This window comes from Kitasatospora purpeofusca, assembly GCF_000718025.1.
GTDB lineage: Bacteria > Actinomycetota > Actinomycetes > Streptomycetales > Streptomycetaceae > Kitasatospora > Kitasatospora purpeofusca.
The window spans coordinates 16,017-39,465 of sequence record NZ_JODS01000027.1 but is presented as its reverse complement, the minus strand read 5'-3'; the positions used below and the strand labels follow the sequence as shown (position 1 = coordinate 39,465).

General features: G+C 71.3%; 22 protein-coding genes and 1 pseudogene. 12 read left to right on the top strand and 11 right to left on the bottom strand.

The features are described from left to right. Positions 1 to 7: 7 nt before the first annotated feature. Both adhE and IF01_RS0130460 read right to left on the bottom strand, forming a co-directional pair. Complete coding sequence (adhE, locus tag IF01_RS0130465; RefSeq protein WP_030396806.1) at positions 8 to 2,656, bottom strand: bifunctional acetaldehyde-CoA/alcohol dehydrogenase; 2,649 nt, start codon at positions 2,654 to 2,656, stop codon at positions 8 to 10. Between the two features lie 280 nt (positions 2,657 to 2,936). Further along, positions 2,937 to 3,797: a universal stress protein gene (locus IF01_RS0130460; RefSeq protein WP_030396805.1), complete on the bottom strand. Its 861-nt coding sequence runs from the start codon at positions 3,795 to 3,797 to the stop codon at positions 2,937 to 2,939. A gap of 425 nt (positions 3,798 to 4,222) precedes the next feature. On the opposite strand from IF01_RS0130460, the gene IF01_RS0130455 reads away from it, so the two are divergent. Both IF01_RS0130455 and IF01_RS0130450 read left to right on the top strand, forming a co-directional pair. After that, on the top strand, positions 4,223 to 4,828 hold the full coding sequence (locus IF01_RS0130455) for a hypothetical protein (RefSeq protein WP_030396804.1): 606 nt from the start codon (positions 4,223 to 4,225) through the stop codon (positions 4,826 to 4,828). Between the two features lie 241 nt (positions 4,829 to 5,069). Then, the gene (locus IF01_RS0130450) at positions 5,070 to 6,806 is read left to right on the top strand and encodes a sensor histidine kinase (protein WP_030396803.1); all 1,737 of its coding nucleotides are present in this window, start codon (positions 5,070 to 5,072) and stop codon (positions 6,804 to 6,806) included. A gap of 48 nt (positions 6,807 to 6,854) precedes the next feature. On the opposite strand, the gene IF01_RS0130445 is transcribed toward IF01_RS0130450, so the two are convergent. The 4 genes from IF01_RS0130445 to IF01_RS0130430 form a co-directional block, all read right to left on the bottom strand. Beyond that, a complete protein-coding gene (locus IF01_RS0130445) occupies positions 6,855 to 7,238 on the bottom strand; it encodes a pyridoxamine 5'-phosphate oxidase family protein (RefSeq protein ID WP_030396802.1) in 384 nt (127 codons plus the stop codon). 103 nt (positions 7,239 to 7,341) lie between these two features. After that, positions 7,342 to 8,043, bottom strand: a complete 702-nt coding sequence (locus IF01_RS0130440) for a response regulator (RefSeq protein ID WP_030396801.1) — start codon at positions 8,041 to 8,043, stop codon at positions 7,342 to 7,344. Between the two features lie 258 nt (positions 8,044 to 8,301). Beyond that, positions 8,302 to 8,940 (bottom strand): Rv1733c family protein, encoded by a 639-nt coding sequence (locus tag IF01_RS44430; RefSeq protein ID WP_030396800.1) that lies wholly within the window; start codon positions 8,938 to 8,940, stop codon positions 8,302 to 8,304. A gap of 53 nt (positions 8,941 to 8,993) precedes the next feature. Continuing rightward, entirely contained in the window at positions 8,994 to 9,872 is an 879-nt protein-coding gene (locus tag IF01_RS0130430) for a universal stress protein (RefSeq protein WP_030396799.1), read from the bottom strand. Between the two features lie 63 nt (positions 9,873 to 9,935). On the opposite strand from IF01_RS0130430, the gene IF01_RS51160 reads away from it, so the two are divergent. Continuing rightward, positions 9,936 to 10,403, top strand: a complete 468-nt coding sequence (locus tag IF01_RS51160; RefSeq protein ID WP_078880448.1) for an aldolase/citrate lyase family protein — start codon at positions 9,936 to 9,938, stop codon at positions 10,401 to 10,403. Positions 10,404 to 11,651: 1,248 nt separating this feature from the next. On the opposite strand, the gene IF01_RS0130420 is transcribed toward IF01_RS51160, so the two are convergent. Next, positions 11,652 to 13,049, bottom strand: coding sequence for a uracil-xanthine permease family protein (locus IF01_RS0130420; protein ID WP_030396798.1), 1,398 nt, complete (start codon positions 13,047 to 13,049; stop codon positions 11,652 to 11,654). A 497-nt stretch (positions 13,050 to 13,546) separates the two neighbouring features. On the opposite strand from IF01_RS0130420, the gene IF01_RS0130415 reads away from it, so the two are divergent. From IF01_RS0130415 to IF01_RS0130405, 3 genes are read left to right on the top strand one after another with little or no spacing between them, the layout of a single operon-like run. Continuing rightward, positions 13,547 to 14,518 carry a serine/threonine protein kinase gene (locus IF01_RS0130415; RefSeq protein ID WP_244215675.1) on the top strand — a complete coding sequence of 324 codons (972 nt, stop codon included), beginning with the start codon at positions 13,547 to 13,549 and terminating at the stop codon, positions 14,516 to 14,518. A gap of 36 nt (positions 14,519 to 14,554) precedes the next feature. Next, positions 14,555 to 15,142: an ABC-three component system middle component 2 gene (locus IF01_RS0130410; RefSeq protein WP_030396796.1), complete on the top strand. Its 588-nt coding sequence runs from the start codon at positions 14,555 to 14,557 to the stop codon at positions 15,140 to 15,142. A 5-nt stretch (positions 15,143 to 15,147) separates the two neighbouring features. Further along, positions 15,148 to 17,181 (top strand): DNA recombination protein RecN, encoded by a 2,034-nt coding sequence (locus IF01_RS0130405; RefSeq protein WP_244215674.1) that lies wholly within the window; start codon positions 15,148 to 15,150, stop codon positions 17,179 to 17,181. A gap of 77 nt (positions 17,182 to 17,258) precedes the next feature. Here the strand turns inward: IF01_RS0130405 and IF01_RS50350 are convergent. The 4 genes and pseudogenes from IF01_RS50350 to IF01_RS0130385 form a co-directional block, all read right to left on the bottom strand. Further along, positions 17,259 to 17,414 (bottom strand): annotated as a pseudogene (locus tag IF01_RS50350) (nitrate reductase); the annotation flags it as partial. Positions 17,415 to 17,889: 475 nt separating this feature from the next. Beyond that, positions 17,890 to 18,123, bottom strand: coding sequence for a DUF6296 family protein (locus tag IF01_RS48570; protein WP_157855387.1), 234 nt, complete (start codon positions 18,121 to 18,123; stop codon positions 17,890 to 17,892). 9 nt (positions 18,124 to 18,132) lie between these two features. Then, a complete protein-coding gene (locus IF01_RS0130390; protein WP_157855386.1) occupies positions 18,133 to 18,540 on the bottom strand; it encodes an STAS domain-containing protein in 408 nt (135 codons plus the stop codon). Positions 18,541 to 18,645: 105 nt separating this feature from the next. Further along, positions 18,646 to 19,014: a helix-turn-helix transcriptional regulator gene (locus IF01_RS0130385; protein WP_051742822.1), complete on the bottom strand. Its 369-nt coding sequence runs from the start codon at positions 19,012 to 19,014 to the stop codon at positions 18,646 to 18,648. Positions 19,015 to 19,203: 189 nt separating this feature from the next. On the opposite strand from IF01_RS0130385, the gene IF01_RS0130380 reads away from it, so the two are divergent. The 6 genes from IF01_RS0130380 (at position 19,204) to IF01_RS0130350 (ending at position 23,185) form a co-directional block, all read left to right on the top strand. Continuing rightward, the gene (locus IF01_RS0130380; RefSeq protein WP_051742821.1) at positions 19,204 to 20,220 is read left to right on the top strand and encodes a YihY/virulence factor BrkB family protein; all 1,017 of its coding nucleotides are present in this window, start codon (positions 19,204 to 19,206) and stop codon (positions 20,218 to 20,220) included. A 455-nt stretch (positions 20,221 to 20,675) separates the two neighbouring features. Continuing rightward, the gene (locus tag IF01_RS0130370) at positions 20,676 to 21,362 is read left to right on the top strand and encodes an HAD family hydrolase (protein WP_030396791.1); all 687 of its coding nucleotides are present in this window, start codon (positions 20,676 to 20,678) and stop codon (positions 21,360 to 21,362) included. A 10-nt stretch (positions 21,363 to 21,372) separates the two neighbouring features. After that, positions 21,373 to 22,101 carry a class I SAM-dependent methyltransferase gene (locus tag IF01_RS0130365; RefSeq protein WP_037781708.1) on the top strand — a complete coding sequence of 243 codons (729 nt, stop codon included), beginning with the start codon at positions 21,373 to 21,375 and terminating at the stop codon, positions 22,099 to 22,101. A 217-nt stretch (positions 22,102 to 22,318) separates the two neighbouring features. Continuing rightward, the gene (locus IF01_RS48565) at positions 22,319 to 22,528 is read left to right on the top strand and encodes a hypothetical protein (protein WP_157855385.1); all 210 of its coding nucleotides are present in this window, start codon (positions 22,319 to 22,321) and stop codon (positions 22,526 to 22,528) included. 136 nt (positions 22,529 to 22,664) lie between these two features. Then, positions 22,665 to 22,919: a hypothetical protein gene (locus IF01_RS0130355; protein ID WP_157855384.1), complete on the top strand. Its 255-nt coding sequence runs from the start codon at positions 22,665 to 22,667 to the stop codon at positions 22,917 to 22,919. Between the two features lie 5 nt (positions 22,920 to 22,924). After that, positions 22,925 to 23,185 carry a DUF4235 domain-containing protein gene (locus IF01_RS0130350; RefSeq protein WP_030396787.1) on the top strand — a complete coding sequence of 87 codons (261 nt, stop codon included), beginning with the start codon at positions 22,925 to 22,927 and terminating at the stop codon, positions 23,183 to 23,185. The last annotated feature ends 264 nt before the right edge of the window (positions 23,186 to 23,449 follow it).

Below are 23,449 nucleotides of genomic sequence, written 5' to 3'. Positions count from 1 at the left end.
TCCCTTCTCAGGCCTGGTCGCCGTAATAGGCCTGGCGCATCAGCCGCTGCATGTCGGCGAGCATCGGCATCCGGGGGTTGGCGGGGGCGCACTGGTCCTCGTAGGCGTTCATCGCCTGCTGGGGCAGGGCGGCCAGGAAGGCCGCCTCGTCGACGCCGGCGGCCTTGAACGAGCGGGGGATGCCGGCCCGGTCGCGCAGGTCCTCGACCGCGGCCGCGAGCGACTCGACGCCCTGCTCCGGGGTGGCGGCGGGCAGGCCGAGCATCCGGGCGATCGCCCGGTAGCGTTCGGGGGCCGTGTAGCTGCGGTACTTCGGCCAGCCGGTGACCTTGGTCGGCGCGGAGCCGTTCCAGCGGATGACGTGCGGCAGCAGCAGCGCGTTGGTGCGGCCGTGGGCGACGTGGAAGGTGGCGCCCAGGGTGTGCGCCATGGCGTGGACGGCGCCGAGGAACGCCGAGCCGAAGGCCATGCCGGCGATGGTCCCGGCGTTGTGCATCTTCTCCCGGGCCTCCGGGTCGTCCGGGCCGTCGGTGACGGCCCGCTCCAGGTTCTCGAAGATCAGCCGGATGCCCTGGAGGGCCAGTCCGTCGGTGAAGTCGTTGGCGTAGACCGAGACGTAGGTCTCGATGCAGTGCGTCAGGGCGTCGAAGCCGGTGTCGGCGGTCACGTCGGCCGGCAGCCGGGTGGTGAGCGCGGGGTCGACGATGGCCACGCTCGGGGTGAGCGCGTAGTCGGCCAGCGGGTACTTCTGTCCGGTGGCGGTGTCGGTGATCACTGCGAAGGGGGTGACCTCGCTGCCGGTGCCCGAGGTGGTGGGGATGCAGACCAGCTTCGCCCTCTCGCCCAGGTCGGGGAAGGTGAAGGCGCGCTTGCGGATGTCGAAGAACTTCTCCTTGAGGTCGGCGAACTCGACCTCGGGGTGCTCGTACATCAGCCACATCACCTTGGCGGCGTCCATCGGCGAGCCGCCGCCGAGCGCGACGATGGTGTCCGGCTCGAACTCCCGCATCAGTTCGGCGCCCCTGCGCACCGTGTCGATGCTGGGGTTGGGCTCGACGTAGTCGATCACCCGCACCTCGACCGGCTCCCGGCGGCGGTCGAGCACGCCCCGGATCCGCTCCAGGTGGCCGATCGCCACCATGGTGTGGTCGGTGACGACGACGATCCGGTGCGCGTTCGGCATGCTCGCCAGGTACTTGACGGAGTTGCGCTCGAAGTAGATCTTCGGCGGGACCTTGAACCACTGCATGTTGGTGTTGCGCCGCCCGACCCGCTTGATGTTGAGGAGGTTCAGCGCCGAGACGTTCCCGGCGACGGAGTTGTGCCCGTAGCTGCCGCAGCCCAGGGTCAGCGAGGGCGTGAAGGCGTTGTAGACGTCGCCGATGCCGCCCTGCGAGCTGGGCGCGTTCCAGATGATCCGGCAGGCTTTGACCGCGTGCCCGAACTCCTCGACGAACGCCGCGTCCCGGGTGTGCACCGCGGCGGAGTGGCCGAGCCCGTCGAACTCCACCATCGAGGCCGCCAGTTCGACGCCCTCCTCGCGGGAGCCCGCGGTCAGGACGGCCAGCACGGGGCAGAGCTTCTCCCGGGTCAGGGGCTCGGCGGGGCCCACCCGCTCGCAGTCGGCCAGGATCACCGAGGTGTCGGCCGGCACCCCGAAGCCCGCCGCCTCCGCGATCTGCGCGGCCGAGCGGCCCACCACCGCCGCGTTCAGCCGTCCGCCGGAGCAGGCCTCGCCGCCCTCGACGCCGAACAGGTAGCGCTCCAGCAGCGCCTTCTCCTCGGCGCTCGCGTGATGGGCCTTGAGCTTGTGGAACTCGGCGAGCGCCGCGTCGCGGATCTCCGCGTCCAGGACCACCGCCTGCTCGGAGGCGCAGATCATGCCGTTGTCGAAGGTCTTCGACAGCACGATGTCGTTCACCGCCTGCTGGAGGTCCGCGCTCCGTTCGACGTACGCGGGGACGTTGCCCGCACCGACACCCAGGGCCGGCTTCCCGCAGGAGTACGCGGCCCGCACCATCGCGTTGCCGCCGGTGGCCAGGACGGTAGCGACGTCCGGATGCTTCATCAGTTCGGCGGTGGCCGCCATCGACGGCTTCTCGATCCACTGGATGCAGTGCGCCGGAGCCCCCGCCGCGACCGCCGCGTCCCGGACCGTCCGGGCCGCCTCGGCGGAGCAGCGCTGCGCCGAGGGGTGGAAGGAGAAGACGATCGGGTTGCGGGTCTTCAGCGCCAGCAGGCACTTGAAGATCACGGTCGAGGTCGGGTTGGTCACGGGAGTGATGCCCGCGACGACGCCGACCGGTTCGGCGATCTCCACGATGCCGTCGATCTCGTCCCGGTACACCACCCCGACCGTCTTCGTCCGGGCCATCACGTGGGTGACGTTCTCGCAGGCGAAGACGTTCTTGACCGCCTTGTCCTCGAAGATCCCGCGCCCGGTCTCCTCGACGGCCAGGACCGCGAGCGCCGTGTGCCGGGCCAGCGCGGCCAGCGAAGCCTTCTTGACGATGTGGTCGACCTGCTCCTGGGTGAAGGAGGCGTACTCCCGCAGGGCCGTCAGGGCGTCCGCGACCAGCAGTTCGACTGCGCCGGGACGGGTGGGCGGGTTGCTCGCGGGGGACTGTTCGGCCTCGTTCGTGGGGCGAGGGGACATGGTGGACTGCCTCTCCGGGTCATCGTCCGACTGCCGGGCGCCGGCGGGACCGCGGGCGCCTTCTGTTCAAGGGTTGCTCGTGCGGGGCGGGGGGCGGACCGGCCCTTCGGGACCTGGATCCGGTCCGAAGGTCCCTGCTGCGGAACGCCGTCGGTCCCGGCCCGGCCGTCCGTCGCGGGAGGTGCCGCGGCCTCCGGGCGGCGTCGGCGGTGGTGCCGCCACGGTGACGCGGCACCGCCGACGCTGACACAGTCGTTCAGTCGTTCAGTCGTTCAGTCGTTCAGTCGTGCGGTACGACGGCGACGGGGCTGTGCGCGTGGTGCAGCACCGACTGCGTCACCGATCCCAGCCGGGGCGCCGCCACTTGGTGCTTGGGTGTACGCCGTCCGAGCACGACCAGGGAGGCGCTGCGGGAGGCTTCCACCAGGGCCCGCGCGGGGCTCCAGGCGCAGACCTCCGCTTCCGTACGGACGTCGGGGTACTTCTCCCGCCAACGGGACAGGGCGTCCCGCAGGCGCAGCTGCTCGGCGGCCGCCAGCGACTCCCTGATCTGCTGCTGGTCGACGGGGGCCTCGGTCGAGTACGGGCCGTGCGACGTGGTCCGGCTCTCGACCACCCGCAGTGCGGAACCGGTGTCGGCCGCGTGCCGGAAGGCGAATTCGAGCACGGCGTCGCACGGCCGGTCGCCCGCCACGCCCACGACGACGTCGGAGGACGGTCCCCCCGGTCCGTCCTCCCCGGCGCGGACCAGCACGACGGGGCAGCCGGCGCGGGCGGCGGTCCGCAGTCCCACGGAGCCGACCAGCAGGCCGGTGAAGCCGCCGAGGCCGCGCGACCCGAGGACCAGCAGCTCCGCCCGCCCGCCGACGCCGGCGAGCGTCTCCGCCGGATTCCCGGGCCAGATCTCGAAGGACACCGCCAACCCGGGCAGCGCGGCCGCGACGCGGTCGCGGATCTCCGCGATCGGTTGCGGGACCACGGTGTCACCGCCGAGGTCGCGCTCCAGGGCGTCGAACTCCGTCCCCGCGACGTGGACGATGTGCAGCCCGATTCCCCTGCGCTCGGCCTCCCCGGCAGCCCACGCGGCCGCCGCCGCGCTCTGTACCGAACCGTCGATCCCCACCACCACACCGTGCGACATGACTGTGACCTCCCTGGTCCCCGGCCGGCCGTGGCGCCGGTGCGCACGGTCCCGTCCGGAGACCAGAGTCCCGTCGGCCCATGGCCCGGCCACAGGGGCCGAGCAGCCCCACCTCGGTACCGAAGGTCCCGGTGCGGCCGGTGCTCCCGGGGAGTGCCGGCCGCACCGGGACCGTCGTTCCGGCAGCCGGGACCAACGGCCCGCAGACCGGCGCGTCACCGACGGTGCACGCTTTGAGCAGACGCCGGGACCGCGATCGAAACGGTCGTCCGCGCCGCCCTTCTCACCGCAGGCGGCACTGCCACGGGCGCTCGGCCCGGACCACCCCGAAATTCTGCTCGACCCGAGTCGGAACCGGGCGCACAGGCGCACCGGCTCGAACGGACCACCACCGACGAACCACCCCCACCGGAGGAGAACCGATCATGGCCACCCAGCACGCCCACACGCCCCTGACGCCCCGCCGCGCCACCCTCCGTCGCTCCGTCGCCCGGCAGAGCGCCGCACACACCGTGTCGGCCGCGGCCGCAGCTCTCGCGACCGTCCGGATCGCGCTCGGGGCGCTCTTCCTCTGGGCCTTCCTCGACAAGACCTTCGGCCTCGGCTACTCCACCGCCGACGGCCGCGCCTGGGTCGACGGAGCCTCACCCGCCAAGGGCTTCCTGAGCCACGTCGCGGCGGGGCCGTTCCGCGGGACCTTCCACGCCATGGCCGGCCAGGCCTGGGTGGACTGGATGTTCATGCTGAGCCTCCTCGGTCTCGGTCTCGCGCTGATCGGCGGTGTCGGGCTGCGGATCGCCGCGGTGGGGGGCACCGCCCTGCTCGCCCTGATGTGGGCCGCCGAGTGGCCGCCCGCCCGCCACCTGGCCGACGGCGCCGCGAGCGGATCCACCAATCCGCTGCTCGACTACCACGTCCTCTACGCCCTGGTCCTGGTCGTCCTGGCCGTGACCGGCTCCGGCGCCACCTGGGGCCTGGGCCGCCGCTGGGCGGAGCTGCCGGTGGTCCGCGACAACGCCTGGCTCCGCTGACGTCCGTGCACCACCGCCCCCGGGCCGGCCGCGACCTCCGTCGCGGCCGGCCCGCCCGTTTGCCGGGTACCCGCTGGCGGCGCCCCGCGCCGTGGCCGTCGGCCGGAGGCACTGCGCCGCACGGCGACCGTCGACCTGCTCGGACTCGGTGCCGGCGAGAACGGGCGCCGTCGCGCGTCCGAAAAGCGATGTCCTGGGCGGTGTCACGCCGTCACCGTCGTCTGCCAGAATCGACCGGCCGATGGCACGGGACGAGGAGGCTCGCGTGGGTGGGGACGAGGTTCGGTCGAGGATCCCGCAGCTGAGGCTGGACGAGCTGCTGGAGGAGTTGCAGGCGAGGATCGACGCGGCCCGGGGCACCCGGGACCGGGTGCACAGCCTGCTGGAGGTTGTCCTGTCGGTCGGCCGGGAGCTGGACCTGACGCAGGTGCTCCGGCGCATCGTGGAGGCGGCCGCGGTACTGGTGGACGCCCGGTACGCGGCGCTCGGGGTGATCGGTCCCGACGGCGAGACGCTCTCGCAGTTCCTCACGGTGGGCCTGTCCGAGCAGGAGATCGAGCGGATCGGCCCCTATCCGACGGGCCGGGGCCTCCTGGGGGAGCTGATCCGCCGGCCGGAGCCGCTTCGGCTGGCTGACCTCTCGGAGCACCCGTCGTCGTACGGCTGCCCGGTGCACCACCCGGTGATGCGGGCGTTCCTCGGGGTGCCGGTGCGGGTGCGCGAGGAGGTGTTCGGCAACCTGTACCTGACCGACAAGCGCTCCGGCGAGGAGTTCGACACCGACGACGAGTCGGTGATCTCCACGCTGGCGGTGGCGGCCGGGGTGGCGATCGACAACGCCCGGCTGTACGAGGAGGCGCAGCGTCAGCAGCGCTGGCTCGGTACCAGTGCGGAGATCACCCGCGGTCTGCTGTCGGGAGGGTCCCGTTCGGAGGTGGTCGAGCTGATCGCGCGTCGGGCCCGGGAGATCACCGGTGCCGAGCTCTCGGACGTCTCGGTGCCCGTTCCGGGGACCGGGACGATGCGGGTGGAGCTGGCGCTGGGCGGGGAGGCGGCCGGGAGGCTGGGCCTGGACGTGCCACTGGAGGGCACGTTGGCGGGTGAGGCGTGCGTGCAGGGCATTCCGGCGGCCACGGTGGACCTGGCCGGCGATCCGCGGTTCCCGGCCGGGCCGTGGCGGTACGACGGTCTCGGACCGGCGGTGGCCGTGCCGTTGGGCCGGGCAGGCGGTCCGGTGGACGGCGTGCTGCTGCTGGCGCGGCGGACGGCGGAGGCGGCGTTCACGGACCGGGAGATCGCTCCGCTGCTGGGCTTCGCCGATCAGGCGGCGCTGGCCCTGGAGCTTGCCGAACGCCGCCGGGACGCCGAGCAGTTGGTGATGCTGGAGGACCGGGACCGGATCGCCCGCGATCTGCACGACCTGGCGATCCAGCGGCTGTTCGCGACGGGGATGACCCTGCAGAGCGCGGCCAGGCTGATCGACCACGCGGGAGCCTCGGACCGGGTGCTGCGGGCGGTGGGGGACCTCGACGAGACGATCAAGATCATCCGGTCCACGATCTTCGGGCTGCGGGCGCGTGCGGAGGAGGGCGACCAGGGTCTGCGGTCGCGGGTCGTGCGGGTGGCCGAGGAGGCGCAGGCAGCACTGGGCTTCCCGCCCCGACTGAGCATGGAGGGTCTGCTCGACACCGACGTGTCGGCGGAGTTGGCCGACCACGTGGTGGCGGTCCTGGGTGAGGCACTGAGCAACGCGGCCCGGCACGCACACGCGAAGCGGGTCGAGGTGGTGCTGCAGGCGACCGGGTCACAGGTGGTGCTCATGGTCCAGGACGACGGAGTGGGCATCGCGGAGCAGGGGCGGCGAAGCGGACTGCGCAACCTTGCCGAGCGCGCCGAGAGCCTGGGGGGAGCGTTCGAGCTGGCGAGCCCCGAGTCCGGCGGTACCAGGCTGGCCTGGTCGGTGCCCCTGGTGCACTGACCCGGTTCCCGGTGCGGGGCGTCGGAGGCCCGGAACGCCGAGGTCCGGTCAGAGCCTGTCCGGGCGTGTCGACGCGAACAGGCGGCCGCTCACCAGTTCGGGAAGGATCCGGACGGTGACCGTGTCGCTCGGACCGCTCGCTGCCCGGTCCGGCATCACATCGGCGCGGCCGAGGACGGTCACGCTCCAGCCGCTGCCTTCGGTGGCGTCGAGCTCTCCCGCCTCGAATGCGACGATCGCGCCGGACACCGCGCGGACCAGCTCGGACCCGGCACCGGCGTTCAGCAGCACGCTGCCATCGGCGCCGAGGCTGTAACGGGCAGGCTGGACGGCGGGCAGTGCGTCGACGGTGTAGACGACCCGGCCGACCGTGAGGCCGGCGAGGCGTCGTCGGCATTCCCACTCGTCCAGCGTCGTGGAGTGAGGTGTCATGACACCGATGGTGCCGCCGCGCCCGGCGCCGGGGGAGAGGCCGTTGGTCCCCGGTCGCACTGCCGACCGGACCTGCCCGGCCGGGTCTCCCGGTCCGGCCGGTTCAGCGGCCGGCCTGCCCGGTGGGACGGGTGGGGTCGGCCGGGGTCCGGGTGGCGATCAGGGCGGCCTGGACGCGCCGTTCCACGCCGAGTTTGGCCAGCAGACGCGAGATGTGGTTCTTGACGGTCTTCTCGGCGAGGTAGAGCCGCTGGCCGATCTGGCGATTGGTGAGTCCTTCGCCGACCAGGGCCAGGACCTCGCGCTCGCGGTCGGTCAGCTGGGGCAGGTCGGAGCTCGGCGCGGGGGCGGTGTCGCCGCGCAGGCGGGCCATCAGCCGGGTGGTGGCGCCGGGGTCGAGCATCGACTGGCCGGAGGCGACGGTGCGTACGGCGGAGACGAGGTCGGTGCCGCTGATCTGCTTGAGGACGTAGCCGGAGGCCCCGGCCATGATGGCGTCCAGGAGTGCTTCCTCGTCGTCGAACGAGGTGAGGATCAGGCAGGCCAGGTCGGGCATCCGCGAGCGCAGTTCGCGGCAGACCGTCACCCCGTCGCCGTCCGGCAGCCGCATGTCGAGAATCGCGACGTCCGGCCGCAGCGCGGGGACACGGGCGAGCGCCTGCTCGACGGTGCCGGCCTCGCCGACCACCTGGAGGTCGGGCTCCGCGTCGAGCAGGTCGTGAACGCCTCGGCGGACCACCTCGTGGTCGTCCATCAGGAACACCTTGACCGGGCCGCGCGCCCCGACCGCCGGACTCTCCGTCATCACCACTCCAACCCCGTGGGCCCGCCCCGGTGGCGGGTCGTGTGGAACCACCGCGAAGTCTGGCGTGACCGTGGGCGGTTCCGATAGGGCCGGACGTCCCTGTTTCGTCCGGGCCGCCGGGAAGGGCAAGGGGGTCGGGGCGGAATACGCACGGGGAGTCCGGACGGGCAGCAGCGCCCCGCATCTTTCTCGTGGGCGAACCCGGCAAGCTCCACCGGGAAGTGGCCGGCACCGGAGGGGCCGTGCCGTCGCCCCGGATCAGTCCCGGCGGCTGTCGCGCGGGGCGCGCCCGCTCCACACCGGCTCCAGCCGGGCCCAGGCCCGCGTCCACGCCCGGTCAGCCCGACGGTCGAGGGCACCCAGCCGTGCACAGAGCCCGGCGGCGGCGAGAACACCGAGCAGGCCGAAGAGGACCAGGCCCACGCACACGGCGTCGGCGACGAGGTCGGCGGTGCTCGGAGGCGTGGCCGCCACGTGGCCGTCCCGGTCGACCCAGATCCCGACGGTGGCGCCCGGCTCGGTGTTCCGCGGGACATCGATGGTGCCAGTGTTGCTCCGCCCAGTGGGGTAGTTCCACGCGGCGTCCGCGCGGTAGGCGGTCTTCCCGCCGAGGACGGTGGCCTCCGCCTTCCGGACGGAGCCCTCCACCAGGGCCTCGACGTGGTGCAGGACCGCGGTCGCGACCGCGGTCCGCTGTTGTTCGGCGGTGAGGCGGACGGCGGAGGCTCCGACCCCGAGCAGCGCGGCGAGCACGACTCCGAGAGCCGTGAGGACCAGGGCCAGGCTCCGGGCCCGGTCGAGGGGCCTGCTGAGCGGGTTGCGCTCCCGTCCCAGGGCACGGCGCAGGTGGCCGCACGGCGGCGCGGGCGGGCCCTCGGCCCGGTGGGTGCTGTTCATGGCGGTGCTCCTTGTCGCTGCTCGGGCGGGCCGTGGTGAGGGGAGCGCTCGGCTCACGGGTGGGGGACGACGACGACCGGGGCGGCGCAGTGGTGCAGGACGGCATGGGCCACCGGACCGAGTTGCGGTCCCAAGTGGTGCCGGCGCTCCCGCCGGCCGACGACGACCAACTCGGCGTGGACCGAGGCGTCCAACAGCGCCTGGGCGCCGCCGCCGAGACGGATGTCGGCAATGGTGTCGATGCCCGGGTGCTTCGCCCGCAGCCCGGCGAGGGACCGGGAGACCAGGGCCGCCTCGGCGGATTCCTGCTCCATGAGGTAGGCCTGAGGCGGTACCGGGCCCGCGAGGGACCAGGAGGGCGGCAGGCTCCGGCCGTGGACGGCGCGCAGCCGGCAGCCGCGCAGCTCGGCCTCGGCGGCGGCGAATTCGAGGACGGCGTCAGCGGGTTCACCCGCGTCGAGACCGACCAGCACCTCGCGGGCGGCCGCCGCTGTCGCGGGCCGCTCGACAGGCGCCTGCCCGAAGCGGACCAGCACCGTGGGGACGGTGGCGCGTGCCGTCACCGCGAGTCCCACCGAGCCGACCAGGAGGCCGGCGAACCCGCCGAGCCCGCGGGAACCGAGCACCAGCAGATCCTGCTCCTTCGCCGCGGTCACCAGCCCGTCGACGGGGTCGTCCGAGATCACCGCGGTCTCGACCGGCAGGCCCGGCCGGTCGCGCCGGATCCGGTCGGCGAGCTCGCGGACGGCGTCCAAGGCCTTCGACCGCAGGTCGCCGGGCCACGAGGCACTGCCGTCACCGGCGTCGAGCCAGGGCCAGGCATGCAGCAGCCGGAGCGCGGAGCCCCGGCGGTGGGCCTCGGCGGCCGCCCACAGGGCCGCGGCCTCGCTCTGCGGTGATCCGTCGATTCCGGCAAGGACAGAGCGGGTCATCGTGGCTTCCCTTCGTGACGCCGAGGGCTCGGGCCGGGGATCCGGCGCCGGGGCGTGCCCTGAATCTCCCGTCCGGGCACCCGCTTCCGGAAGGGACCGAAGGACCCGGCGACGGGCCGGTGGTCCCGGCCCCGACCGGCCTCGGGGAGCCGCCCCGCGCGGTTCGCGCACGAGCCGGCCGCGACGGGCCCGGGCCCTCGCAGCGGGGCCGGGCCCGGGACCCGGGACTCCCGGCCGGGCGCTCCCACGCAGGTCTGGGCGCTGGTCGAGTCTCCGCGGGCGATCCTTTCCCCGCCCGGCACCGTCCGCACTCCGGGCCTGGCCGGGGTGCTGTTCGGCGCCGCGGACTACGCGGTGGCGGCCGGATGCCGAATCACCTCCCGGGCGATGTGGTACCCGCGCTGCCAGATCGTCACCGCGGCGGCCGCCGCCGGGATCCCGGCCGTGGACACCCCGTACTTCCGTCTCGACGACCCCGACGGGCTGCGGCAGGAGGCGCTCGAGGCGGTGGAGCTGGGCTTCTCCGGCTAGGTCGCCGTCCACCCGCGCCAGCTGCCGGTCATCGCCCGGGCGATCACTCCCGGCCCCGGCGAGCTGGAGGCAGCGCGCTCGGTGCTCGCCGCGGCCGACGGGGCGGGCGGCGGCATCACCACCGCGGACGGCGCCATGGTCGGGCCGCCCGTCGTCGAGGCCGCTCGCCCCGTCGTCCGCCGCGCCGGCCGCGGCGGCGCCACCACTGTCCCTGCTCCGAAGGCGAGCCGATGATGCACGAGCAGCAGTCCCCGTCGTGCAGCCCAACGGGAACCTGGAAGTCTGGACTGCGAGCTGCCCGTGAGGGGGCTGGCTGTCCTTCGGCAACGTGGAGTGGAGCAGCGTCGACCGACCGGCCCTGTGGGCTCGAGCGAGAAATCCCCGGGGGCGCAAAATTTGGCGGGTTATCTCCTGACGGCAAATGATGCCGCATTGTAGCGTATCTCAATGCGCATACACTCAACTGGAATGCGAGGATCCTTTTGTCTATAATTCGCCGCACAATCGGGGCTTTGGCATCATTGGCAGTCCTTTCCTCGGGAATGATGGTTCTGGCGCCAAGTGCCTCCGCCTCCACGGCCTGCGTTCGCGAACGCGTGACAGGAAGTGCTGGGCACGACGGAGTTTCGGGTCGCTGTTACGACGAATGGGACAACGTTCGCTTCTGCACCGAAATTGAGTGCGAGGATCTCCGGAGTGGGACCAGGTATACGCACTACGGTCCGATGACCTGGGCGGGTCGCCATGGTTACGCAGAGTCTCTCGTCTGGTGCGCCACGGACGGTCGCGTCCAGGAGAGCAGGATTCGGTTCCTGTAGAGCTGGTGAGGCCCTCGGCGGTGGCCCCCACTGGAGGGGGCCACCGCTGGGGCGAGTGGCGCGCTCGTTTGGACTGCAGTGAGTGTCCCACCTGCCGCCGAGCCCATCCTCGGGAGGCGCAGCTCGCACTCCTCCAGCGGCCCGGCAGGGCGTCGGCCAGCGGCCTGCTGTCGGTGAGAGCGCCGGACGGCATTTCGATCAGGACTGCGGGGATTACCGGGCCCAGGCGGCGAGCCTTACCACGATTCTGACCGTATCGAGACCTTCGGTACTGCCTTGGAGCCAGTGACTATCCTGTCGACGTTGAGCCTCGTGCCGTTGCGGTCGTGGACCGTCCACACCGAAAGACCGGCGTCCTCCAGAATTCCTGTTCTCTCTGAGGGGACCGCCCGTTCTGGGGGCGGTCCCCTCAGAGGTTGTTCAGACCCGGTCAGTCGCGCGTGCCCTGGTCGTTGTCGTCGTAGTCGGTGGTGCCCCCGTCCAGGAGCGACGTTTCGGTCGGCTGCTTCATGTGGGCCGGTGCCATCGCGCGCAGCACGTGGTACCCGGTCAGCACGATGATGGTGCCGAGCGCGATCCCGGACAGCTGGAAGTTGTCGGTGAACTTGAGTGTCACGTTGCCGATGCCGACGATGACGCCGGCCGCGACGGGGACGAGGTGGAGCGGGTTGGTGAGGTCGACCCTGTTGTGCACCCAGATCTGCGCGCCCAGCAGGCCGATCATCCCGTACAGCACCACCGTGATCCCGCCCAGCACCCCGCCGGGGATCGCCGCGATCACCGCGCCGAACTTCGGGCACAGCCCGAACAGGACGGCGAACCCGGCCGCGCACCAGTACGCCGCCGTCGAGTAGACCCGGGTCGCCGCCATCACGCCGATGTTCTCCGCGTACGTCGTCGTCGCCGGACCGCCCACCGCCGTGGACATCACCGTCGCCGCACCGTCCGCCATGATCGCGGTGCCCATCCGGTCGTCCAGCCGGTCGCCCGTCATCTCGCCCACGGCCTTCACGTGCCCGGCGTTCTCCGCGATCAGCGCCACCACCACCGGCAGCGCCACCAGCACCGCCGACAGCGAGAAACTCGGCGCGTGCAGCGACGGGAACCCGACCCACTCCGCCTTCCCCACCCCCGACAGGTCCAGGCGCCAGTGCTCCACCGTCTGCCCCGCGCCGTTCACCGAGTCGATCCGCCCGAAGACCCGGTCGAACAGCCACGACACCGCGTACCCGAACACCAGCCCCAGGAAGATCGCGATCCGCGACCAGAACCCCCGCAGCACCACCAGCGCCAACCCCGTGAACGCCATCGTCAGCAGCGCCGTCCACTGGTCCTGCGGCCAGTACGTCCCCGCCGCCACCGGCGCCAGGTTGAACCCGATCAGCATCACCACCGCGCCCGTGACCACCGGCGGCAGCACCGCGTGGATCACCTTCCCGCCCAGCGCCTGCACCACCGCGCCGCAGGCCGCCAGCACCGCACCCACCACCAGCAACGCCCCCGTCAGCGTCGCCGCGTCCCCACCCTGCGTCCTGATGACAGCTGCGACCCCCACGAACGACAGGCTCGACCCCAGGTAGGACGCGATCCGACCCCCCGTCACCAGCAGGAAGAACACCGTCGCCACACCCGACAGCATCACCGCGAGGTTCGGATCCAGCCCCATAAGAATGGGGGCCACAAAAGTGGCCCCAAACATTGCTACCACGTGCTGCGCCCCGAGCCCGACCGTCCGCCCCCAGGACAACCGCTCGTCGGGCTTGACGGCCTGCCCAGGCAGGGGTGACTTCCCGTCACCGTGGATCGTCCAGCCGAACGCAACCTTCATTGCTCTCCCTTTACACGGCAACGTGCCCGTGGACGCAGCCCAGAACCACCATCGGACCGTCGGCCTGAGACCGGGTCCGCCGATCCCACTATGGCCAAGACATCGACAGCCTCACACGTCTCGCCACGACGCAAGGGCTGGGTGAAGCCATCCAGATGTCTACAGATCAGAAGCGGTGATCGGCATGTCGGGGGTTTGGGGGCTCTTGATCGGAGGCTCGACTGCCAGCGCCATAGCGCTTCGCAATCAGCCCAAGGCAGTCAGACCAACCCCGACAGCGACTTGCGCCGAATCCACTACTGTGCGGCTTGGCTGCGACCGAGAGCCGGGACCAGTCAGCTACTGATCCCGGGGCCAACCGGAAGCACGGGTCTGGTCCGCCTCTTGATCGGTTGAATTGCGGACGATACGATCGCGGTCTTTACTGTGTGTCGTGAATCAGGCACCGTTGGCTCCGGCGTGGGCGGGGTTCGGTCTGGTCGAACGTGGGGGTGACCGTGACCAAGCAAGCGGTAGCCGTCGCAGCTGGCGTTCCGCCGATCAGCTTCGCAACTCACCATGTGCGGACCGGCAGCGCAGGCGGCGCGCGCGACGACTTCGAGACGATGATCGCCGAGCTGGCCGCCGCCACCAAGCCGGGCGTCCGCATGATCGCAGCCAATCCAGGCGACTGGGGAGTCGACGCCTTCGCCGGCAACCTCGGTGGAGCGATCGCCGTGTGGCAGTCCAAGTACTTCTTCCCGGTCACTGCGGCGGGCCATCAACGGACGATCCGGGAGTCCTTCGCATCCGTCCTCAAAGCCGCGGAGGCGCAGGGACACACAGTGGAGATATGGGTGCTGTGCATCCCCTCCAGCATGGACGGTCCCACCGCGAAATGGTGGGACCGGTGGAAGAAGCAGCAGGAGAAGGCACACGGGCTCGTCATCGAACTGTGGGACGAGACTGCTCTGCGGGTGGCCCTTCACGCCCCTGAGGGGGACCAGGTACGCCGCGTCTACTACGAGCCCTTCACCCCGGCGCCGCAGCAGGAGCAACTTCGGCTTGTGATGGAAGTCGAGGAAGAGGCCGCGGCAGCGCTCGACTCCGCACTGTTCGTCCGGCAGATGGCCGAGGCCGGCCACGTCGAGCTCGACTCCGCGAAGCGCCAGTTCTTCAACGCCGACCTCGTCGCTCGCGAGATCGCCCACAAGGCGGTCCCCACTGAGATCGCCGCGCTCAGTTCCGCCAACGCCACTCTGCACGGCCTGTGGGAGATGCAGTTCAACGACTGCGCCACCGAGGGAACCCTCCCCGCCCTCCACCGCAGAGTCTGGCGCGAAGTACGCAGCGAGCACGAACGCCTGCCCAAGGTCCTCCGTCTGGAGGTCGTCCACGCCTGGGGCCTGGTCCATCGCCTCGTGGACAACCGCAAGGCCGGCTGGGTCAAACACTGGCGCGAGATCGCCGCCACCCATCAAGACACCTGACGCTCGGCCAGCCCCACACACGAGAGGAGCGAGTCCATGCAGACCCACCGCCCGGTCATCATGCCGGAGGACGAGGTGCAGTTCCGACTCGCCCAGCTTCTCCTGCTCCTCGACGCCGTCGCCGACCACGATCTGCACGGCGCCAGTCTGGAACGTATCGGGTACTACGACTTCCTCTCCGCCAACCCGTTCCTCGTCGTACCCGCCAACGACCGCGACGCTGGGAGACTCCGCCTCGCCGGCTTCGACCCCCAAGTCCTGGCTTACGCCTCCTCCTCCCAGCGGTTCACCAGCCGCCGCGAACGCATCCAGCACGACCTAGCCCTGCTCGTCGCCTACGGCTGCTGCGAGGTCCGCAACCACGAGAAGGCCCTCAGCTACGCGATCACTGACACGGGACGCACCCTGAGCAGCCACTTCACCGCCACCTACGCGACCTCGTTCAGCACAGCAGCCAGCATCGTCGTCCGCCGCCTGCGCAGGCTCAGCGACAAGGCCCTGCGCGACCAGACCACGCAGTGGCTCCGCCCGGCGGGACACGACGGCCCAGCCGCAGCCCTCCTGGGCATCCTCGGCACCGGACCGGTCCCCGCCTTTGATCTCGAGACCCCCTGGGGAGAGTGACCTCCGTGCAGACTCCGCAGGGCATCCGCATCCGCCGGTTGCGTCTGGCCGGCATCGACCGGACCTACGACGTCGACTTCACCGTCGACGGTCGTATCCGGAACCTCTCCGTAGTCGCCGGCGCGTTCAGCTCCGGCAAGACCGCCGTGCTGGAGTTCATCGCCTACGGTCTCGGCGCCAAGCGCCATCCCCGGCACCAGGAAATCCTCCGCAAGGTCCGCTCCTGCCTCCTGGAAATCGAACTTTCCGGCGAGCCCCACGTCATCGAGCGATCAGTCGGAGAACCCTCCAAGATCGCGTACATCCGACGCGGCACCATCGACACCCCAGGGCCCGGCCCCGCCGAAGCCAGGCGCCTGGACCCCCCAGGCTCCCCGGAGAGCCTCTCGACCCTGCTCTTGAGCCACTGCAACCTCGAAGGCGTCCAGCTTCGCGAAGCCCCCACCCAGAGCGAATCCCGCACCGACCCGCTCAGCTTTCGCGACCTCATGTGGCTCGCCTTCCTGCCCAACGAACGCGTCGCCGACAAGAACTTCCTCTTCGAAAACGACCGCATGCGCAAGCACAAGCTGCGCCAGGTCGTCGACGTGGTCTTCGGAGTCCACGACGACCGCGCCGTCGAACTCGGCAACCGCATCCAGGCCCTCGAGTCCCGTCTCAACCATGCCAAGAGCGACCTGTCCGCCGCCCGCGCCTTCGTCGCCGAACAGGACCCCACCGCCCTCGATACCAACCCGTCCGTTGACCATCCCGCCGAGCAGGAGCTATCGGAAATCAACAACCAGCTGGCTGAGATCGACCAGCACGCCCGCGCCGCCACCGACTTCGCCACCCGGCTGCGCCGCAACCACCATCAGGCCGCGCAGGAAGCTCGCCGGGCCGCCGCAGTGGTACGCGACCGCGAAACCCAGCTCGCCCGCATGATGCCGCTGCGTGCACAATACGCAGACGACCTCCTGAAGCTCGGCATGCTTGCCCAGGCCAAGCAACTGTTCGACCCCCTGCGCGTCACCACCTGCCCCGCCTGCCTCAGCTTTCTCCCCACCCCGCCGGCCGCTGTGGACGGCCATTGCAGCCTCTGCCGCCACGAGCTGCGCAATGCTGACGGCGAACTGACACTCGGGGACGCAGCAAGACTCGGCGCACCACAGGAAGACCAGCTCGACGTCGCAGCTGAGATCCGGTCGACCAAGGCCCGCCTCAAGGAGATCACTGCCTACATCGAGAACCTCGACACCTCCCTCGACACCTTGAAGCTGCAGGCCGAGGACGCACGCATGAAGGAAGAACAGGCCGCCGCGGCCCTCGACGAAGCCACAGCCCCGGCAGTCTCCTCTTACCTCGCCGCCCGAGACGACCTGCACCGCCAGCGCGAGCACGCTCTGCGCCGCTTTGAGCAGTCCCGGAGCACCGCAAAGCTTCAGGAAGGCCTCGCCAAACGAACCGCAGCCGTCGCTCGGCTCGAAGGACAGCTCACGGCGCTCCGGGACGAACTCCGCGCCCTCGGAGATGCCTTCCTCGATCGACACGCAGTCATCGCACGCGTCAGCGACCGGTTCGGGACCCTGCTCAGATCCTGGCAGTACCCCAAGCTCAGCCTGCCTCGAATCAATGACGATCTCACTCCCTTCGTCCGCGGCGAGTCCTACCACGAGGCATCGTCTGGCGCGAGAACCCTCTTGACACTCGCCTGGCAACTCGCCGTGTTCGAGATCGCCGTCGAGAGTGGAGCCGCCCACCCGGGTTTCCTCATGATCGACAGCCCGCAGAAGAACCTCGGCCATGGCGGCCAGCTCGACGCGGTCATCGCGGACGCGGTCAGCATCGGAGACTTCTACCAACACCTCGGCACTTGGCTTGCTGATCGCGGAGCCAGCGCGCAGCTCATCGTGGCCGACAACAGCCCCCCGCCCCTGGTGGAGAACGACGTCGTCGTCCGCTACAGCCGTAGCGAAGACCGCCCCCCATACGGGCTTATCGATGACGAAACCGAAGACTCGAACGCCAGCACTACTCCCGAGCCGGCTCGCAGCGTCTGACAATCCAGGCCCGTATCAAGGCGCGGATTGACCAGTACCAGCATGTATCATCTCAGCCAGTCTCATCATGCTTCGGCCGGTGCAACGAACGTGGCCCCGAACATGGCCACTACGTGCTGCGCCCCGAGCCCGACCGTCCGACCCCAGGACAGCCGCTCGTCCGGCCGCACCACGACCCCTGGCTGCGGTGCGCGTCCGTCCCCGTGCAGCTTCCACCCGAACCCGACCTTCATACCGCTCCTCGCCCATGGCCGACGCCTGCCGGCACCGTCGGATCTCTACGTACGATCAACCAGGGTCCGATCATGCATCGGCCGGAGCCGCGAACACGCCGTTGGTGCCCGCAAAGGGTGACGGCGGCTGTGACGAACCCCCGACGCGTTCGCGGTCGGCGCTGATGCTGAAGCCGGATCCCACGGGGTGCTCGTTTCGCTCGACGGTGCGGGTCAGGGGTCGATGCGGACGCGGCCGGTGGCACCTGGAGAGTGATGAGGCACCGGAAGCAGCCGGTCGCTGTGACTGTCGGAGCGTGATCGGCATCGGAGTGGGAGCCGCCGTCGTTCCGGTGAGGTTCCGTCAGTGGGTCGACCTCCCGGGACATCGTCACCGAGGCCGGCTGCGGTTGGCCGGCAGGTGTTGGGCTTGCCGGGTTCTCCGGGCGAGGTCCCTGGCCGGCCTCGGCCCGAGGGCCCGGCTCGTTGTACGGGGTCAGGGCAGGAGCTGGGCGAGGAGGCAGGTGTGCCGGCTGCGGCCGGCGGGGACGGCGAGAGGGCGGGCGATGCCGTCGGTGATCTCGACGCGGAAGGTGCCGACGGTGTCGGCGAAGACCGGTCGGCCGTCTGCGGTGGTCTCACCGGTGGCGTGCACGATGATCACTTCCGGTGGGCCGTGCCGTCCGGGCTGCCCGGGCAGGGTCACCGCATAGCGCGAGAGGGTGTTCATGGTGATCGGTCACCCGGTCGGCCGGTCGGATTCGCCGTCCAGCGCGGCGTGGACGCTGTCGTGGAGGGTGAAGAGCCGGTCGGTTTCGGTGAGCTTGAGGACCCGCAGGGCCTGCGGTGTCACGGCGGCCAGTGCCATCCTCGTCCCTGCGGCGTTCGCGTCCCGGCGGGCGGAGAGCAGGGCGTTGAGGCAGACCGAGTAGCAGAAGCCGAGGCCTGCGAGGTCGACCACCAGCAGGGGCGGGCGGTCGACGATCGCTTTGGCCAGGGCTTCGTCCAGGGCGCGGCGGGTGTCCTGGTCGACGTCTCCGTGCACGTGGATGATCGCTGCGCTGCCGGGGATCGTCGTGGAGGTGACCCGCAGCAGTGGGGCGCCGGGACGGGTGTCCCGGCGGGGGAACTCGGACGGAGCGCTCACGGTTCTCACCGCCTGCACCCGGAGGCGGACGTGGCTGGGGCGCCGCGGCCAGCGGCCGTGGAGCGGCCGGGAGCGGTGCATACAGCTGGGCGGTGGGGCCGGGGGTCAGTCGTTGTCCTGTTCATCGTGATCACCGGGATGGGTGGCGGGAACGGGTGCGCTGCCGTGGTGGGGGCGGAGATCCGCGAAGAGGTCAAGGAAACCGGCGATCTCGTGGCCGGCTTCGGCGGGATGGCGGAAGGACGTGTCGCGCGCGACGTGGTAGTGGTTGCGGCGGCCGTGGCGGGAGCGGGTCAGGTAGCCGGCGCTCTCCAGATCGGTGACGATCGCCTGGACGGCCCGCTCCGTCACCCCGCACATCACCGCGAGATCCCGCAAGCGCACATCCGCGTTGCGCGAGATCATCAATAGGACACGGGCGTGCTGCGTCAGGAACGTCCAGCTCGTCCGAGGCTCCCGCTCGTCGCTCGACATACCGCAAGTATGAACCCGGATTCCGGTTTCGTCACGCTTGATTTGTGATGCTTGATTCCTGCATCGGGGGTGAGGAGGGGATGAGTTCGACGTCGGCTGTCTCGGCGTCCCGCCTGCGAGACGACGGACAAGCGGATGCCCCGGCCGCTGCGGCCGGGCGAGCAGGGGCGGAGCCGGAGAGGAGCGGGGATGAATCCGATCGAACGCCTCCTGCGCGGCGCGGACGGTTTCCAGCGGCGGCACCGCCCGGTGGCCGTCGTGGTCGCGGTCGTCCGCAAGTACGGCGACGACCGCGGCGGCCTCCTCGCGGCCCTCATCACCTACTACGCCTTTGTCGCCCTCATCCCGCTGCTGCTCCTGCTCAGTACCGTGCTCGGGTTCGTCCTTCAGGATCACCCGGGCGCCCAGCAGGCGGTGCTGGACTCCGCGCTCGCCGACTTCCCGATCATCGGCGACCAGATTCGCCAGAACGTCCACTCCCTCCAGGGCAACGCCCTGGCCCTGGTCATCGGTGCGCTCGGCCTGCTGTACGGGGCGCTGGGCGTCGCACAGGTCCTGCAGCACGCCATGGCCGAGGTCTGGAACGTCCCTGGCGTCAAGCGGCCCGGCTACTGGCCCCGCCTGGCCCGCAGCCTTCTCCTGTTCACGGTCCTCGCGGCCGGCGTGCTCCTGTCGACCGCGGCAGCCGCCCTCGTCGCCACCACCCTCGGCGGCCGGCCCGCCCGCGTCGGCGCCCTGCTGCTCTCCGCCGTCCTGAACGCCGCGCTGTGCCTGGCCTGCTTCCGCGTCCTCACGCCGGCAACCGTCGCCACCCGGGCCCTGTGGCCCGGCTGCGCGATCGCCGGGCCGCTGTTCACCGCCCTCCAGGCATTCGGCTCGCTCCTGGTGGCCCACGAGCTGCGCCACGCCGGGCAGGTCTACGGGTTCTTCGCCACCGTCATCGGCCTGCTGTCATGGCTGTACCTCACCGCACAGGTCGCCGTGTACGCGGCCGAGACCAACGTGGTGCTCACCCGCAGCCTGTGGCCGCGCAGCATCCTGCAGCCCCCGCTGACGGGCCCGGACGAGGAGGTCCTGGCGTCCATCGCCCGCCAGGAGGAACGCCGCCCCGAACAGCAGGTCGAGGTGACCTTCACCGACCAGGACAGCGACGACGAAGTCGGCGAGGAGGACGAGCACCACCGACCTCCCCAGAGCCCGACCTGACCGGCGCCCCGCGCCCACCAGCAGGACGTGGCCGACCGCCCACCTGTGGGTGCGGCACGATCACCGCGGCTTGTACGGTGTTCGGAGGCTTGCCGTTACCGAGGCCCGGTCGTGCATCGCCCTTCGGCCCGGTGTCCGGATGGCGGCCGGGTGAAGGCCGACCACCTCGCACCCGTGCAAGGCAGGTCACCGTGGTGCCTGCCACTTCCCGGCGTCGAGGTCAGGACGGGGGTACGACGAGCAGGAGCAGTGCGCCGCGGCGCGTGATGTCGGTGAACAGGGCGAACACGGAGGCGAACGCGTCGTGGACCCGCACGTCGACAGCTTCCGTGCGGGTGCGGCCTTGCCCGATTCCGCACGGCAAGGCTCGCGCGGTGGCCGTGCGCGTCGCGCCGGCGGCCCGTAAGGTCGATCGGGCGAACCTGCCGGTTCGGGCGAGACCGAGGGAGGCTTCGATGCCGGCTGCGGCCCTGTTCGATGTCGACGGCACGTTGCTGGACACCAACTACTGGCACACGATCGCCTGGACCGAGGCGCTCGCGCAGTTCGGCCACACGCCGGCGATGGCCCGGATCCACGGCGCGATCGGCATGGGCAGCGATCAGCTCCTGGACCACGTGCTCGGCGAGGACCGCGACCACGGCGAGGACGAGGCGATCACCGCGGCGCACCAGGCACTGTTCGCGCGGTTCTGGCCACGCCTGCGGGCCTTCGACGGTGCCGACGCACTGCTTCGGCAGCTGAAGCGGCGCGGCTGGACGATCACCCTCGCCTCCTCCGCATCGGGCCGGGACCTGGAGGTGATGCGCCGGGTGCTGGACGCGGACGACGCGATCGACCACGCCACCGGTGCCGACGACGTGGACGCGAGCAAACCCGCTCCCGACCTGGTCCACGCCGCTCTCGCCAAGGCCGGCGCCGGACCGGAGCAGGCGCTGTTCGTCGGCGACACCCCGTGGGACGTGCAGGCCGCCGCCCGGGCGGAGGTGGCGTGCGTGGCCGTGCTCTCCGGGGGATTCGGCGAGCGGGCACTGCGAGCGGCGGGCGCCCTCGAAGTCCACGCGGACATCGGCGACCTCCTTGCCCACCTCGACGGCAGCGCGCTCGCGGACCCGGCCCGCTACTCGGCCGCGTCCGGTTAGCCGCGCCGACGTGGGCGACACCGACGACTACGCGGTCTCCGCGGAGTTCTACGACCTCCTGCAGGCCGAGAGCGACCGCCGCTTGGCCGAGCGGCGCTTCGCGGACGCCGCCGACCGTGCCCGCCGCTCGATCCTGGATGTCGGCGCGGGCACCGGGATCGTGACCGAGGTCCTGCTGCGGGCATCCCGTGTTCCCGTCCACGCCGTCGAGCCGGCCCCGGCCATGCGCGCCGCCCTGCTGTCACGCCTGGCCCACCTCGGTGCGGACCGGCGCGCCCGCGTCACTGTGCACCCCGAACCCCTTGAGGCCGCGGGCCTGAGCGGGATCGCGGACCTCGCCGTCGCCTCCAACGTGATCGCCTGCCTGGACCCCGCCACCAGGCGTGCCACCTGGAAAGCGATCGCCGCGGCCCTGGTGCCCGGCGGCCTGCTGCTCTTCGATCCGCCTCCCGGCCGCTTGCCCGCCGAGCCAGAACCAGCCGTCCGACTCGGGCCGGTCCGCGTCGGCCCCGACCTGTACAGCGCGGAAGTCACCCGGCGGCCCCACCGGGGAGTCCTGCGGACCGTCTTCGTCTACCGCGTGCAACGCGAGGACGAAGTGCTTCGCGAGGAACGGGAGACGTTCCAGGTCTGGCCGGCGCCCGCAGAACTGATCGCCGAGGAACTCGACGCCGCCGGCCTCCACCTGGTGACGGCCCCGAACGCCGACCTCATGGCCGCGCGCCGCCCCGCAGCGTGAAGTGGGCCACCCGGTACGGGCGGCCCGCCCGGCCCGCCGGTCAGCGGCCGAGGACGGGCAGGACGAGTTCCCGGTAGGCCTCGAAGAAGACCTCTTGTCCGGGCCGATCTGCCCGACGTGGACCTCGTCGAATCCGGCCCGGACGTAGGCACGCACCGCCTCCACGTGCTCCTCCACCTCGTCACCGCAGGTCACCGCGTCGGCGACCATCTCGTGGGTGACGAGTCCACTGGCCTGCTCGAAGTGCGCCGGCGTCGGCAGCACCTGCGCGAGCTCCCCGGGCAGCAGCTCGGTCGGCCACAGCCGGTGCACGGTCTCGACCGCCTGCTCGCGGTTGCTGCTCCAGCACACCTTCACCGACGTGCCGACCACACCGAGCACGGAGACGAGGACCAGCAGCGCCGGGAGGATCGCCAGGAGGTTGTAGGAGGTGAGCGCGGGAGCACCGGCGGCTTCGGGCCCGGCACAATCGGCCCGGCCCCTGCCTGACCGCCCCGTTTCGCCACCGGTCCCACGGATACACGCGATGGCGAGGGCGCCGCGGCCCATTCCAAGGATTGGCAGTGAAGGCTCCGACACGGCACGGCAAGCGCAATGTCCTCGGCCAGGAATCCATGGGCGAGGTCCGGGAGGTCAGCCCGGCGGTCACCGCCAAGCTCTACGGCCAGGTCCCCGGCGGGCAGGCCGAACTGCTCCGTGTGCCGTACGGCGGCGCCGGGCTCGGGCCGGCGCCGCCGGTGAAGCGGAGCCGTTCTCGCCGACCGCTCGGCCGTGCCTTCCCGACCGCGGAGCGACGGTGCAGTCCACACGGGAGATGACGACGATGGGCAAGATCTTGTACAAGCCGCTCGGCCTGCTGTTCGGCGCACTCGGCGGCGTCGTGGCCGGTTCCGTGTTCAAGCGCCTGTGGGCGGTTCTCGGCCATGAGGACGAGGCGCCCCGGGCCACTGACGAGGACCGCAGCTGGAGAGAGGTGCTGGTCGCCGCCGCCCTGCAAGGGGCAATCTTCGCTCTGGTCAAGGCGGCGGTCGACCGCGGGGGCGCGGCCGGGACCCGCCGGCTCACCGGCGCTTGGCCCGACTGACCCTCGGCCAGCTCCCTGCACCCGGCGCCCGGTCCGGGCGGGTGTCCTCGCCGGGCTCGCCGTTGATGAGCTTGATGAGGACGAGCTCGAGCAGTTACGGAGGGCGCGCCAGGCGGTCGGCTGCACGAGGACCCGACCTTCGTACCGCTCCTCGCCCATGGCCGACGCCTGCCGGCACCGTCGGATCCCTACGTACGATCAACCAGGGTCCGATCGTGCATCGGCCGGAGCCGGGAACGCAGAACCACAACTCCGACCTGCGGG

Excerpts from the sequence above, each read along its gene's own strand:
- IF01_RS0130420 (WP_030396798.1), bottom strand. The coding sequence starts at position 13,049 with ATGAAGGTTGCGTTCGGCTGGACGATCCACGGTGACGGGAAGTCACCC.
- IF01_RS44430 (WP_030396800.1), bottom strand. The coding sequence starts at position 8,940 with ATGAACAGCACCCACCGGGCCGAGGGCCCGCCCGCGCCGCCGTGCGGC.
- adhE (WP_030396806.1), bottom strand. The coding sequence starts at position 2,656 with ATGTCCCCTCGCCCCACGAACGAGGCCGAACAGTCCCCCGCGAGCAAC.
- IF01_RS0130350 (WP_030396787.1), top strand. The coding sequence starts at position 22,925 with ATGGGCAAGATCTTGTACAAGCCGCTCGGCCTGCTGTTCGGCGCACTC.
- IF01_RS0130385 (WP_051742822.1), bottom strand. The coding sequence starts at position 19,014 with ATGTCGAGCGACGAGCGGGAGCCTCGGACGAGCTGGACGTTCCTGACG.
- IF01_RS0130460 (WP_030396805.1), bottom strand. The coding sequence starts at position 3,797 with ATGTCGCACGGTGTGGTGGTGGGGATCGACGGTTCGGTACAGAGCGCG.
- IF01_RS0130445 (WP_030396802.1), bottom strand. The coding sequence starts at position 7,238 with ATGACACCTCACTCCACGACGCTGGACGAGTGGGAATGCCGACGACGC.
- IF01_RS0130455 (WP_030396804.1), top strand. The coding sequence starts at position 4,223 with ATGGCCACCCAGCACGCCCACACGCCCCTGACGCCCCGCCGCGCCACC.
- IF01_RS0130440 (WP_030396801.1), bottom strand. The coding sequence starts at position 8,043 with ATGACGGAGAGTCCGGCGGTCGGGGCGCGCGGCCCGGTCAAGGTGTTC.
- IF01_RS0130370 (WP_030396791.1), top strand. The coding sequence starts at position 20,676 with ATGCCGGCTGCGGCCCTGTTCGATGTCGACGGCACGTTGCTGGACACC.
- IF01_RS0130380 (WP_051742821.1), top strand. The coding sequence starts at position 19,204 with ATGAATCCGATCGAACGCCTCCTGCGCGGCGCGGACGGTTTCCAGCGG.
- IF01_RS48570 (WP_157855387.1), bottom strand. The coding sequence starts at position 18,123 with ATGAACACCCTCTCGCGCTATGCGGTGACCCTGCCCGGGCAGCCCGGA.
- IF01_RS0130410 (WP_030396796.1), top strand. The coding sequence starts at position 14,555 with ATGCAGACCCACCGCCCGGTCATCATGCCGGAGGACGAGGTGCAGTTC.
- IF01_RS0130430 (WP_030396799.1), bottom strand. The coding sequence starts at position 9,872 with ATGACCCGCTCTGTCCTTGCCGGAATCGACGGATCACCGCAGAGCGAG.
- IF01_RS0130450 (WP_030396803.1), top strand. The coding sequence starts at position 5,070 with ATGGCACGGGACGAGGAGGCTCGCGTGGGTGGGGACGAGGTTCGGTCG.